The sequence below is a fragment of the Sphaerisporangium perillae genome (assembly GCF_023276435.1).
Classification (GTDB): Bacteria; Actinomycetota; Actinomycetes; order Streptosporangiales; family Streptosporangiaceae; genus Sphaerisporangium; species Sphaerisporangium perillae.
The window spans coordinates 90,319-102,885 of record NZ_JALLPO010000029.1 but is presented as its reverse complement, the minus strand read 5'-3'; the positions used below and the strand labels follow the sequence as shown (position 1 = coordinate 102,885).

The window sequence follows — 12,567 nt, the reverse complement described above, 5'->3', positions numbered from 1 at the left end:
GTTGCCAGGATCTTCGCCGGGGTCCTAGGGAACCGGACGGAATATCGTCACAATCCGCCCATGGCCCAATCCATCCAGCGGGACGATGTCGCCGCCATGCTCGCGGCCCGGCGGGAACTCGGTACGGAGTACGAGGACGCGCTCGCCGACGCGCTCGTCGACCGCATCGGGAGCTCGATCGACGAGCGGATCGACGCCAAGCTCGCCACGCACAGGCCGGAGCCCACTCGGTTCACGGTCTCGCCCGCCGCGGCGGCGGTGGTGAGCGGCCTCGGCATGGGCGGGCTGTTCGCCCTGATCGGACGGTCCGACCTGGAGTTCGCGGCGGTGCTCTGGCTGGTCCTCGCTGTGGCGGCGGTCGCCTTCCTCGCCGGGAAGTGGCGCTCCAAGTCCTGAGAGATCCGCGTATGCCGGGTTCTCGGGGCCCGGCGTGCCGATGGGTGCGGGTTGTCTCAGCTGCGGGATATCGAGGCCGTGTTCAGGGTTCTCCGGGCCTGGGATGGCGGTGTGGGTCAGGGGCTTCTGCGGGTGAGGTCCATCAGCCAGTTGGTCTCCCACGTTTGCCCGTCGGTGGAGAAGGCCTGTTCCCAGTGGGCGGTGGTGGCGGTGATGCCCGACCACAGGAAGCGCACCCGGACGGGAGTGCCTTCGTGGGTGTCGTCTCCATAGAAGGTCCCGACGCCGTCGTCGAACCGCCCGATCACCGGAGGTTCGATGGCCGAGGAGCGGCTGCTCGACCAGTACAGCGACCACTCCTCGCTCTCAGGGTCGTAGAGCCGCAGGGTCAGCCCGGAGAAGCCCCGGGTGGGGAATTCGATCTCGTCGACGTTGCCGGCGCCGCCGAAGATGCCCCTGATCGCCGCGACGCCGGGGAACTCGTCCCATTCCGTGCAGTCGGCCAGCCGCTTCTTGAGTGCCCGGTTTGCGACGTCCCAGGTGCCGAAGAGGAAGTCGAAGTCGTGGTTCATGCCTGGATGCTAGAGCCTGGTCACTGACACCTCCTGTCAGTGACCGCTCGCTCTTCTCGGGCCGTCTTGGCGTCGTCGCTGCGGTCAGCTGCCCGAGAGGGTTCCGAGGGTGACGGTGACGGTCTCGGTCTTCCCGCTCGGGTGGAGGAGCTCGACCTTGGCCTGCGTGCCCGGCTTGAGGCCGGCGAGTACCTCCGAGAGCACCGCGGCCGTGGGAGTGGGCTTGCCGTTGACACTGATGATGATGTCGCCGGGCTTGATCCCCGACTTCTCGGCACCGCTGCCCGGATCGACCTGGGCGACGCCGACGCCGACCGGCTGGCCGTCCGGCCCGACGACGGTGTTGACGCGGACGCCGAGCGCGGCGCGCCGGGTGTTGGTGACCTTGCCGTGCTTGATGATCTGTTCGGCCACGTCCTTGGCGGTGCTGCTCGGGATGGCGAACCCGATGCCGGGGGCCGCGCCACCGCCGAGCTCGGGATTGATGGCGGCCAGCGTGGGGACGCCGATCACCTCGCCGGCGAGGTTGGTGAGCGCTCCGCCGCTGTTGCCGGGGTTGATCGAGGCGGAGGTCTGGATGGCGTTGGTGATCGTGGCACCGGGGGAGCCCTCGCCTTGCGGTTCGGTGACGGTGCGGCCGAGCGCGGAGATGATGCCGTTCGTCACGCTTCCCGACAGGCCCAGCGGGTTGCCCATGGCCAGGACGATCTGGCCGACCTTGAGCTTGCTGGAGTCGCCGAAGGTCGCGGGGGTGAGGCCGGAATGGTCGGCGACGCGGATGACGGCGAGGTCGCCGAGGGGGTAGGACGAGACGAGGTGGGCCTTGCGCGGCTTGCCGCCGGTGGCGAGTATCACCTGGAAGGTCTTCGCCCTTCCCACCACATGGGCATTTGTCACGATATGGCCGTCGGTGTCGTACACGACGCCCGAGCCCAGGCCGGCCCGCGTATTGATCTGCACGATGGACGGCAGGACCTGGGCGATGACCCGCTCGTACGCCTGCTCCTCCGTGATCACATTGGTGGTCGGCGCGGCGGTGCCGGTCGTCTGCTTGGTGGCCGTGCTCGTGGAGGCGGGCGTGCCGGCGAGGCCGCAGCCACTGAGCACCACCAGGACCCCCGCCACCCCGGCGGTGACGGCATGCCGCCTGGCACGTCCGGCCCGCCGGTCACCTGGTGTCGTCGCCATGGACCAGGTCATTCCCGACCACGCGGAAGATACTCGCCGATACTCCGCACTGACCTGATCTTGGGAATGGTCGGGCCCATGCCGCTGCCTGTGCGGCCCCCGAAATTCTCCGATGATGCCCACACGCCGCCTACCTGCGGAGATATGGTTAGGGCCCGTGGAAGCGGGAGTACCGGCCAGCATGGATCACGATTTGTGACGTAGTCTGCCGACATGGCGGACGGCGCTGGAAACTCCCCCAGCCGCCCTGGATCGGGGCGGCCTCCGACGTACGTTCCCTCGTATGAGGCGCCCACGACGCCGATGCCGCGGGTGAGTCCCGAGCAGGCGCTCGCGATGGCCCAGGCCGCCAAGGCCGCGGCGGAGGCCGCGTCCGACACCGGCACCGCGCAGAGCGTCGATGACGAGGTCACGGCCAACGTGCGCAGGCCCGCTGGACCGTTCCTCCGTCCTGACCGGCCCGTCGCCGGGCCCGCGGCCACGGCCTCGCGTGCCGGAGGCGCCGGAGGTGGCGCGACGCAGTCTCCTCCCGGCGGACGTCCGGGCGCCTTGGGCGCTCCGCCTCCCGTGGGACCCTCCGAGTTCTCCGTCCGTCCGGGGCCCGATGCCTCCCGCAGGGACCGGAAGCCCGGCTGGCTGTCCGCGGCGATCCTTCGCGTCGGTGACATCCCGATAAGAGCCGTCTACGGCATCGGCGCGGCGATCGCCACGATGATCATCGTGGTCCTGATCTTCATACTGTTCTCCGGGGACAAGCCCGGCGACCCGGTGCGCGTGGATCCCGCGCGGGCGGGCGGGGCGGCCCCGCCGGGCGTGCGGCCGAAGCCCACGCCAACCCCGATCGCGGTCCCGCCGGTTCCCTCGGCCAAGGCCATGACCTTGTTCACCGGCACGGGCACCCCGATCGCGTCGTACGTGCTCGACCGGACCGCCGGCATCAGCTACCCCCAGTACGGGACCCCGTGGGCCAAGACGATCAAGGCGCCCTTCTCGGCCGCGCAGAAGGCCGGCTCCGCCAGGCAGTCGCAGGCGCTGATCGCGTCCGGGCCGGTGCCGGTGGCCGTCGCCAAGCAGCCGACGACCTATGACGGCTTCCGGAAGCTGGCCGCCAAGGCGGCGAAGTGGTCGCTGCGCTATCAGCCGGCCGGTTCGAAGTTCACCTGGACGGTCTCGCAGCAGCCCCGCTACAACCTCGGATGGGTGCTCGGCTACAAGGTCACCTACGTGCAGGGCGGCAAGCGGCACTCCTCGCAGGCATACGTCATCGTCGTCTCGACGGCCAAGAAGAAGCCCGCGATGCTGTTCGCGACCGTCCCCGACACCCGTCAGGCGCTCTACCACGATCTGAACATGCTCTTCTGGACGGCACGCGCCATCTAGCGCCGTCTGGTGTCGTCCCTGTTCAGGGCCGTCCGTGTGTCTTCTGAGCCGGGTCGTCGGGCCGGGTTACGTTGATGAGATGGAATCTGGATTCGGCTATTTCGCGACGCACGACGCCGCCGCTCCCGACACCGTGGCCCGCATGATCGAGGAGCGCGGGCACGCGGCCGTGCTCTTCTCCGAGCACACCCATATTCCGGCAGGCCCCCAGCCGCTGGGGCCCGGCGGTGGCACGCTGCCTCGCAAGTACTGGCACACCTACGACACGCTGACGACGTGCATGGTCGCGGGCATGGCCACCACCAAGCTGCGCGTCGGCACGGGCATCTGCCTGGTGGTCCAGCATCATCCGATCACCCTCGCCAAGGTCGTGGCGAGCATCGACCGCCTCACGGGCGGGCGCTTCGAACTGGGGGTGGGCGCGGGCTGGAACGACCCTGAGATCCGCAATCACGGGGTCGACCCGGCCGAGCGGTTCGCCGTGATGGAGGAGTACATCGAGGCGATGCGGCAGATCTGGACCCAGCGCGAGGCCGAGTACCACGGGCGGTTCGTGTCGTTCGATCCGATCTGGTCGTGGCCGAAGCCGGCACAGAGGCCGTACCCGCCGATCCTGGTGGGGGGCACCGGTCCCAAGGTGTTCGACCGGGTCATGTCCTACGGCGACGCCTGGCTGCCGAACTACGGCCCTGGCGTCCTGGGGCGCCTGCCTGAACTGTTCCGCCGGGCCGAGGATGCCGGGAAGCGGGTGCGGGTGGACCTGCTCTCGGTGCCGGCGGACCCGAAGGTGATCGAGGAGTGTGAGAAGGCCGGGGTGTCCCGGGTCATGGCGTGGCTGCCGTCGGCCGGGATCGCGCGGATCGAGCGGGAGATGGACGCCTTCGAGAAGGCGCTTGCCGATATGCGCGGTGAGTGAGGATGACCGCACCCTGCTCGGTCTGAGGTCGCCTTCCCTTGATCTGGGTCCCTGGTTCGTGGTCGCCGGTCGCCCGGTCGGCGACGGCCGGGCTCTTTCCGGGTTCGGGGTCCGGAAGTAGCGTTCGCCGTGGAGCTTCGGCTTCGGGTCGCCTTGGAAGCATCTTCTAGAATATGATTCTGTCACGTCTGGAAGCCGAGCGGCACGGAGGGTGTTATGGCGATCGGGTTGAGCGAGGAGCACGAGGCGCTCCGCGAGTCCGTGAGCGGCTGGGCGGAGCGCAACATTCCCGCCGAAGTCGTACGCGCCGCCGTAGGCGCGCAGGCCGAGGAACGGCCCGCGTTCTGGACCGGCCTCGCCGACCAGGGCCTCCTCGGCCTGCACCTGCCCGAGGAGTACGGGGGGAGCGGCTTCGGGCTGCTGGAGACCGCGGTGGCCGTCGAGGCGCTGGGCGAGCGCGTCGCGCCCGGCCCGTACGTGCCGACCGTGTTCGCCTCGGCGGCCATCCTCGCCTCCGACGGCAAGGCGCGTGCCGAGCTGCTTCCGGGGCTCGCCGACGGCACGCTGACCGGCGCCGTGGCCCTCGGTGGCGCGCTGACCGGCACGCGCGACGACGATGGTGTGCTGACCATCAGCGGCACGGCCGAGCCCGTTCTCGGGGCGGCCCTCGCCGACGTGCTCGTGCTCCCGGTGAGCACCGAGCAGGGCGAGGAGTGGGTCGCCCTGTCCAGGGATGCCGTGACCGTCACCCCCGTCAGGAGCCTTGACCTCACAAGGGCGGTCGCCAAGGTCGAGGTCGACCGGCTCGCGGTGCCGGGCGAGCGGGTCCTCGACGGGCTGAAGGGCGCCCACGTCCGCGACCTGGGCGCGATCCTGCTCGGAGCCGAAGCGGCCGGTGTCGCCGCCTGGTGCGTGCGCGCCGCGTCCGAGTACGCCAAGGTGCGCGTGCAGTTCGGCCGGCCGATCGGCCAGTTCCAGGGCATCAAGCACAAGGCCGCCCGGATGCTGGTCGCGCTGGAGCAGGCCCGCGCCACCGTGTGGGACGCCACCCGCGCCGCCGGCGACGAGCTGCGCTACGCCGCCGCGATCGCCGGGGTCATGGCGCCGGACGCCGCCGTGCAGTGCGCCAAGGACGCCATCCAGACCTTCGGCGGCATCGGCTACACCTTCGAGCACGACGCCCACCTGTACTACCGCCGCGCGCTGACCCTCCGCGCGCTGCTCGGCCCGTCGTCCGAGTGGGCCGAGGCGGTGGCCGGGTACGCCCTGTCCGGCGTCGGCCGCGAGATGGAGATCGACCTTCCCGAGGACGCCGAGGCGCTGCGCTCGTCCATCCGGGAGGAGATCGCCGAGATGGCCGCCCTGGAGGGCAAGGAGCAGAAGCGCGCCCTGGCCGCCAAGGGCTTCGTGATGCCCCACCTGCCCAAGCCGTGGGGGCGTGGCGCCTCGCCGCTGGAGCAGGTGCTCATCTTCCAGGAGCTGAAGGCCGCGAAGGTACGGCTGCCGCAGATGATCATCGGTGCCTGGGTGGTGCCGTCCATCGCGGCGTACGGCACGGCCGAGCAGCAGGAACGGTTCCTGCCGCCCACGCTGTCGGGCGAGATGATCTGGTGTCAGCTCTTCAGCGAGCCCGGTGCGGGTTCGGACCTGGCGTCACTGCAGATGAAGGCCGAGAAGGTCGAGGGCGGCTGGAGGCTCAACGGGCAGAAGATCTGGACCTCCGTCGCGCACGTCGCGGAGTGGGGCATCTGTATCGCCCGTACGGACACCGGGAAGCCCAAGCACGACGGCATCAGCTACTTCCTCGTCGACATGAAGGCCTCCGGGGTGACCGTCAGGCCGCTCACCGAGATGACCGGCGAGAACCTGTTCAACGAGGTGTTCCTGGACGACGTCTTCGTCCCGGACGACCTGGTCGTGGGTGAGATCAACGAGGGCTGGCGGGTCGCGCGCAACACCCTGTCCAACGAGCGCGTGTCCCTGTCGTCGGGTTCCGGTGGTACCGGGTCCTCGGTGGCCGACCTGCTCGGCCTGGTGTCGCGCCTGGGCCGCGAGCTCACCGCCGCCGAGCGGCAGGAGCTGGCGCACGTGGTCTGCGAGGGCCACTCGATCAACGCGCTCAGCCTGCGGGTGACGATGAAGCAGCTCGCCGGGGCCGAGCCGGGCGCCGACGCCTCGGTGCGCAAGCTGCTGTCCACCTCGCACGCCCAGCACGTGTCCGAGTGCGCCGTGAACCTGCTCGGCACGTCCGCCACGGTGGCCGCCGACATGAAGCTCGGCGACGCCGGCTACTGGAACCGCGCCGTGCTCGCCACCCGGGCGATGACGATCTACGGCGGCACGACCGAGGTCCAGCTCAACATCATCGCCGAGCGCATGCTGGGCCTGCCCCGCGATCCCGAACCGGGCAAGTAACCGGGCAGGTAATCGAGCAAGTGACCGCGCTAACGCCCGAGGAACCGCTCATCGGGTTCCTCGGGCGTGTCCGTCAGGCGGCGGGGTCGTGTCACATTGACAGGGCGCTGAGCTCTGTCCGGGATGTGACGCCCAGCTTGGGGAACGCCTTGTACAAGTGCTGGCCGACCGTACGCGGGCTCAGGAACAGCCGGGCTGCGATGTCACGGTTGGACAGCCCTTGGGCCGCGAGCTGGGTGATCTGGCGCTCCTGCGGCGTGAGAACGGCGAGCGGGTCGAACCCCTCGGTCCGTGACGTCGCCCATCCTGCCGCGTCGAGCTCGGCGCGAGCCCGCGCCGACCATGGTGCGGAGCCGAGCCGGTCGAAGATCTCCACGGCCAGCGCGAGGTGCGGCCGCGCGTCTGTTCTCCGTCTGGCCCTGCGCAGCCATTCGCCGTAGAGCAGTTCGGTGCGTGCTCGCTCGAAGGGGCGGTCGTGGCCGTGCAGCTCGATCGCGGCCGTGAAATGCTCCTCGGCCGGCTCCAGCAGGGCCCGGCAGCGGGACACCAAAGCGTGCGCCCATCGCTGGTCGAGCAGGTCCGCCCACTCGGCGAAGCGGGCGAACGGCTCGGTGGCCCGTGGGCGCCTGCCGCAGCGCACCGCCGCCTCGACGAGGTCGGGCACGCTGCGCATGGCGAAGATCTGGTTGCGCGCCCGGCCGTACACGAGGTTCTCCAGCTCCAGCAGCGCCGCCTCCGTACCGCCGAGACCCAGGTTGAGCAGGGCCCGAGCTTCCGGGAAACCCTCGCAGCCGTCGGTGTCGCCCTCGATGGCGGCCAGGTGGGCGAGCAACAGGTTCGCCTGCTTGACCCACTGAGGCTGAGCGGTGTCGGCGGCGATGCGAGCTGCCTCATTCGCGTGCGCCCGCGCGTCGGCGTACCAGCCGACCGCGAGCTGGATCGAGGCGAGGTGGACCAGCGCCTGGGGCAGCAGCCCTACCATGTTCTCCTCGCGGATCCGGGCGAGCACGGCGGTGGCCAGGTCATGCGCGCGTCCGTCGGGCTCGGCCAGGCCGAGCGCGGCCGTCAGCAGCAGGCCACGCCGGTCGATGCCGCCCAGCTCGCGGGCGGCCGGCACCACCTCGGGGAGCGGTGGCAGCCCCTCGACCGGCCTGCGCAGGGCCAGCGAGACGAACCACAGGCTCAGCCGGTACACCGGCAGGACCGGGTCGCCCGGCGGCAGGCGCAGGTCGATGAGCTGCGCGGCGGTGCGCGCCGCCATGTCCCTGTCGCCGTCGAGCCAGATGAGCGAGCAGGCGTCCAGTAGCAGCCAGGCGGCCTCTCGCGGGTCATCCTCGGTGATGTGGGCGGCGCCCAGTGACAGCTGGGCGTGGGCGCTGGGCAGCAACCCCTGCCCGTAGTCGGAGCAGGCCCGTACGCGAATGAGCCTGGAGGTCAGCTCGGGCTCGACGTCCGGTCCGCCGGCCTGCTCGGCGATGGCACGGGCCTGGTCGAAGAGCCCGCCGTACTCCATCGACTCGGCCGCGAGCGTCAGCCGCCGGGTACGCTCCCCCCGGACGGCGCTCAGCTCGGCCGCGCGCCGGTAGGCGGCCGCGGCGGCCGCGTACCCGTTGCGTCCCGCAGCCCGTACGGCGGTGCGCTCCAGTTCCTCCGCCAGTGCCTCGTCCTCACCGGTCGCGGCGGCGGCGAGGTGCCAGGCCCGCCGATCGGCGTCCTTGGGCTCGGAGAACGCCGCGGCCAGCGCGAGATGCGCGGTCAGGCGAGCGCTCGGCGGAGCGCTGTGGTAGGCGGCGGCCCGCATGAGGGGGTGGCGGAAGGCCAGCCGCCCGTCCTTCACCTCGATCAACCCGCAGTCCTCGGCCGGTTCGACGGCTTGGAGGGAGACGCCGAGTTCGCGGGCGGCGGCCAGCAGTGGTGTCAGCTCGCCGGTACCGGCGGCGGCCAGCAGCAGCAGGGTCCGGCTCTGTGGCGGCAGAGGAGCGAGGCGCCGTTCGAACGCGTCCTGCAGCCTCCTGGTCAGAGGCAGCTCCCCAGGCTCGGCCCGGTCCAGGGCCTTGGGCAGTTCGATGAGCGCGAGCGGATTGCCCGCCGCTTCCGCGAGCACACGCCGCGAGAGGCCGAGCGGCACGTCGGCGTCGGCCTCCGCCAGCAGGGAGGCCGACGCCCGCTCATCGAGCGGCTCCAGTTGCAACTGCGGCAGCCCGGGTGCGGGCAGGCCCGGCGTCCTGGCCGCGAGGAGGAGGGCGACCCCTTCGCCGTCCAGCCGCCTGGCCGCGATCATCAGAGCCTCGGCCGAGGCGTGGTCCAACCATTGGGCGTCGTCGATGACGCAGAGCAGGCCGTCCGTGCCCGCGTACTCCGACAACAACGACAGCACGCTCAGCCCGACGAGGAGCCGCTCGCCGTAGGCGAGCCCGAGGCCGAAGGCTCCGCGTAGTGCGGCTTGCTGAGGGCTGGGCAGCCGATCGAGTAGGCCGAGCGCTGGGCGCAGCAGCAGGTGCAATCCGGCGAAGGGGAGCTCGGCCTCGGACTCGATGCCGGTGCCTCGGAGCACCCGCATGCCCTCGGCGGCTCCGATGGCCTGCTCCAGAAGTGCGCTCTTGCCGATGCCGGGCTCGCCTCGCACGACCAGGACGCCGCTGGTGCCCGTTCTCGCTCGGGTGACGAGCCGCTCAACTGCGGCCTGCTCGTCCGCGCGTCCGTAAAGCATGTGGCGCATCGTATTACCTATGCGTTGACTCATTCGTCCCACATGTAGCGACTCGTACTGTCTTCTCCATGACACCTTTCCGGATCGACATTCCCCAGAGCGCTCTCGACGACCTGCGCGACCGGCTGCTCCGCACCCGCTGGACGCCGGAGATCCCGGGCGCCGGCTGGAGCCGCGGCGTGCCCGTCGGCTACCTGCGGAGCCTGGCCGACTACTGGGTCCACGACTTCGACTGGCGCGAGGCCGAGGCCGAACTGAACCAATGGCCGCAGTTCACCGCCGAGATCCAGGGCCAAAGCGTCCACTACAAGCACATCCGTTCCGAGCGCCAGGACGCCAAGGCGCTGCTGCTCCTGCACGACAACCCCGGCGCGACGATGGGCCTGCTCGACGTCATCGGCCCGTTGTCGCGTGACTTCCACCTCGTCGTGCCCGCCATGCCGGGCTTCGGCTTCTCCAGCCCGCTCACCAGCACCGGCTGGACCGTCGAACGGACGGCGGCGGCGTTCGCCGAGCTGATGGAGCGCCTCGGCTACGACCGTTACGGCGCGCACGGCGGCGGTGGCGGTGCGAACCTCTCCCTCGAGCTCGGCCGCCAGGTGCCCGAGCGGCTGATCGGGCTGCACGTCAACGCCTACGTCGCCATCCCGGGCGACGACATGGAGGGGCTGACCGAGACCGAGCAGGCGCGGCTGGCGAGCATCCAGCGGTTCATGCAGGACGGTTTCGGGTTCAACGTCATCATGTCGACCAGGCCTCAGACCATCGCCCACGGTCTGCACGACTCACCCGCCGGCCAGCTCGCCTGGGTGGTGGAGAAGTTCAAAGAGTGGAGCGACCCATCTTCGGACCTGCCCGAGGACGCCTTCTCCCGCGACCGCATCCTGACCGATGTGAGCGTCCAATGGTTCACCGGCACGTCGGGCTCGATCGCGCAGAGCTACTACGACGTGGCCCACGACCCCGAAGGCTGGGGACCGAAGAAGCGAGTGAACGTCCCCACGGCGTTCGTGGTCACACCCGGCGACGTCACGATCCGCCGCTTCGCCGAGCGCGACACGACGGTGGCCCGATGGACGGAGTTCGACAAGGGCGGTGCCTATGTCGCGTTGGAGCAGCCCGACATGCTGATTCAGGACGTGCGGGAGTTCTTCGCCGGCCTCTGAGCCTTATTACTAAGGTCCTGATTCGGGTAGTTTTGCGGGGTCGAGGTGCTTGCGGACCGGGGGTAGTGCGAGGTCATGCGCGGTCGCCGGTTCGTGGGGGCGGTCCCCGTGCTCGCCGGACTGATTCTCGGGCTCGTGGCCCTCGGGCCCGCGCTCAAGCCCGGATTCGTGCTGCGATACGACATGGTGTTCGTGCCGGACCCTCCGGTGATGTGGCAGGTCAGTGGTTTCCCCCGTGCGGTGCCGAGTGATCTCGTGGTCGCGCTGCTCTCGCACATCGCGCCGGCGCAGGTCGTGCAGAAGCTGATCCTGGTCGGGATCTTCGTGCTGGCCGGGAGCGGAGCGGCGGGACTGATACCAGGGGACCGGCCGGCTCCCCGGGTGGCGGCGGCGGTGTTCTACGTGTGGAACGCCTACCTCGCCCAGCGGCTGCTGCTCGGCCAGTGGGCGTTGCTGCTCGGATTCGCGGGGCTGCCGTGGGCGGTCAGGGCGGCGGCCCGCGGCGGCGGTCCCTGGCGGCTCGCCTTGGCGCTCCTGCCCGCGGCCATCGGGGGCTTCCAGGCCATGCTCGTGTCCGCGCTCGCCGTGCTCCCTGTGGCGGCCACCCGGCCGGGCCGGCGGCTCCGGGGCACGCTGGAGGCGGTGGCGGTGATCGCTGTGCTCAGCCTGCCGTGGGCGATCCCGGCGCTGCTGAGCGAGGCCGTGACCGATCCTGCCGGGGTCGAGGCGTTCGCCCCGCGCGCCGACGGGCCATTCGGCACGGTGGGCAGCCTGCTGTCCCTCGGCGGCATCTGGAACGCCGAGGCCGACGTGCCCGGCCAGTCCGCCTGGTGGCTCGCCACAGCCCGCCTGATCATCGCGGTGATCGCCGTAGCCGCCTTCGTCCTGCTTCCCCGCCCCCTCACCGGCGGCCAGACGCCGCCCCAGGCACCCGCCGGCGACGACACGCCACCCCAGGTACCGGTCAGCGGCGAGGCGCCCGCTCAGGTACCGGTCAGCGGTGAGGCGCCGTATCGGGCCGGACTGCTCCTCGCGGCCTGCGCGGGTCTCGTCATCGCGCTGACCGGCGCGTACGCCCCCGGCATGCTGAAGTCCCTGATCGCCTGGTGGCCCGGCTTCGGCCCCCTGCGCGACGGCCAGCTGTACATCGCCCCTCTGGCCCTGGTCCAGGCGATCGGCTTCGGCCTGTTCACGGGCCGCGTCTGCCGGCCGGAAGAGGGCCGTGGCGGTGTGCGGGGCGGGGTGGTGATGACGGCGGTGGTGGCCGCGTTGTTGCCGGTGTTGGTGATGCCCTTGTTCGCGTTCGGGGCGGCGGGGCGCTTGGTGGCGGTGGGGTATCCGGAGGAGTGGCGGCGGGTGCAGGCCATCGTGAACGGGGACCCGCGTCCGGGGGCGTTGCTGTCGCTGCCGTGGGGGGCGCACCGGGCGTTCGCGTGGAACGGCGGCCGGGTGATCCTGGACCCGGCGACCAAGGCGTTCGCGCGGCGGGTGGTCTGGAACGACGCGCTCGCCGTGGGCCTGGGACGCGGGCGGATCCTCCAGGTGGCCGGCGAGGACCGGCTGGGCCGGCGGATCGGGGCGGTGCTGGGTACGCGCACCGGCCCGCTGACGGCGGTGCTGCGGGCGGCGGGCATACGGTACGTGCTCATCGTGAGACAGAACGAGAACACGTTCCGATCCCGGCTACCTGGGGCCGTGCCCGCCTTCGTGGGTCGGGAGATGACCCTGCTGCGCTTGTGACCTAGGCCGGGGCCATCAGGCTGTGCATACTGGACGGTAAGTCCATTTATTACGTTTTGACCAATGTCCTGGCTTGTTACCTGT

Annotated in this window: 9 protein-coding genes; 6 read left to right on the top strand and 3 right to left on the bottom strand. The window is 70.8% G+C overall.

Translation table 11 applies throughout. From position 1 onward, the window contains the following. The first annotated feature begins 60 nt into the window (after positions 1 to 60). On the top strand, positions 61 to 396 hold the full coding sequence (locus MYF83_RS27135; RefSeq protein WP_248963544.1) for a hypothetical protein: 336 nt from the start codon (positions 61 to 63) through the stop codon (positions 394 to 396). A 116-nt stretch (positions 397 to 512) separates the two neighbouring features. Here the strand turns inward: MYF83_RS27135 and MYF83_RS27130 are convergent, their stop codons facing one another. Beyond that, positions 513 to 968 carry a hypothetical protein gene (locus MYF83_RS27130; protein WP_248963543.1) on the bottom strand — a complete coding sequence of 152 codons (456 nt, stop codon included), beginning with the start codon at positions 966 to 968 and terminating at the stop codon, positions 513 to 515. A gap of 84 nt (positions 969 to 1,052) precedes the next feature. After that, positions 1,053 to 2,156: a S1C family serine protease gene (locus MYF83_RS27125; RefSeq protein ID WP_248963542.1), complete on the bottom strand. Its 1,104-nt coding sequence runs from the start codon at positions 2,154 to 2,156 to the stop codon at positions 1,053 to 1,055. Between the two features lie 303 nt (positions 2,157 to 2,459). Between MYF83_RS27125 and MYF83_RS27120 the strand changes: the two genes are divergently transcribed. The 3 genes from MYF83_RS27120 (at position 2,460) to MYF83_RS27110 (ending at position 6,867) form a co-directional block, all read left to right on the top strand. After that, complete coding sequence (locus MYF83_RS27120; RefSeq protein ID WP_248963541.1) at positions 2,460 to 3,536, top strand: hypothetical protein; 1,077 nt, start codon at positions 2,460 to 2,462, stop codon at positions 3,534 to 3,536. Between the two features lie 79 nt (positions 3,537 to 3,615). Continuing rightward, positions 3,616 to 4,452, top strand: coding sequence for a TIGR03619 family F420-dependent LLM class oxidoreductase (locus MYF83_RS27115; RefSeq protein WP_248963540.1), 837 nt, complete (start codon positions 3,616 to 3,618; stop codon positions 4,450 to 4,452). Positions 4,453 to 4,668: 216 nt separating this feature from the next. Next, positions 4,669 to 6,867 carry an acyl-CoA dehydrogenase family protein gene (locus MYF83_RS27110; protein WP_248963539.1) on the top strand — a complete coding sequence of 733 codons (2,199 nt, stop codon included), beginning with the start codon at positions 4,669 to 4,671 and terminating at the stop codon, positions 6,865 to 6,867. Positions 6,868 to 6,958: 91 nt separating this feature from the next. Here MYF83_RS27110 and MYF83_RS27105 read toward each other — a convergent pair whose 3' ends face one another. Further along, complete coding sequence (locus tag MYF83_RS27105) at positions 6,959 to 9,577, bottom strand: AAA family ATPase (RefSeq protein ID WP_248963538.1); 2,619 nt, start codon at positions 9,575 to 9,577, stop codon at positions 6,959 to 6,961. Positions 9,578 to 9,645: 68 nt separating this feature from the next. Here MYF83_RS27105 and MYF83_RS27100 point away from each other — a divergent pair, with 68 nt between their 5' ends. Beyond that, a complete protein-coding gene (locus tag MYF83_RS27100; RefSeq protein WP_248963537.1) occupies positions 9,646 to 10,743 on the top strand; it encodes an epoxide hydrolase family protein in 1,098 nt (365 codons plus the stop codon). A gap of 75 nt (positions 10,744 to 10,818) precedes the next feature. Further along, positions 10,819 to 12,483 carry an MmpA family trehalose lipid delivery protein gene (locus MYF83_RS27095; protein ID WP_248963536.1) on the top strand — a complete coding sequence of 555 codons (1,665 nt, stop codon included), beginning with the start codon at positions 10,819 to 10,821 and terminating at the stop codon, positions 12,481 to 12,483. Positions 12,484 to 12,567: the final 84 nt, after the last annotated feature.

Bases quoted from the DNA above. Each gene is read 5' to 3' on its own strand.
- MYF83_RS27125 (WP_248963542.1), bottom strand. From the start codon at position 2,156: ATGGCGACGACACCAGGTGACCGGCGGGCCGGACGTGCCAGGCGGCAT.
- MYF83_RS27095 (WP_248963536.1), top strand. From the start codon at position 10,819: ATGCGCGGTCGCCGGTTCGTGGGGGCGGTCCCCGTGCTCGCCGGACTG.
- MYF83_RS27105 (WP_248963538.1), bottom strand. From the start codon at position 9,577: ATGCTTTACGGACGCGCGGACGAGCAGGCCGCAGTTGAGCGGCTCGTC.
- MYF83_RS27130 (WP_248963543.1), bottom strand. From the start codon at position 968: ATGAACCACGACTTCGACTTCCTCTTCGGCACCTGGGACGTCGCAAAC.
- MYF83_RS27100 (WP_248963537.1), top strand. From the start codon at position 9,646: ATGACACCTTTCCGGATCGACATTCCCCAGAGCGCTCTCGACGACCTG.
- MYF83_RS27110 (WP_248963539.1), top strand. From the start codon at position 4,669: ATGGCGATCGGGTTGAGCGAGGAGCACGAGGCGCTCCGCGAGTCCGTG.
- MYF83_RS27135 (WP_248963544.1), top strand. From the start codon at position 61: ATGGCCCAATCCATCCAGCGGGACGATGTCGCCGCCATGCTCGCGGCC.
- MYF83_RS27120 (WP_248963541.1), top strand. From the start codon at position 2,460: ATGCCGCGGGTGAGTCCCGAGCAGGCGCTCGCGATGGCCCAGGCCGCC.
- MYF83_RS27115 (WP_248963540.1), top strand. From the start codon at position 3,616: ATGGAATCTGGATTCGGCTATTTCGCGACGCACGACGCCGCCGCTCCC.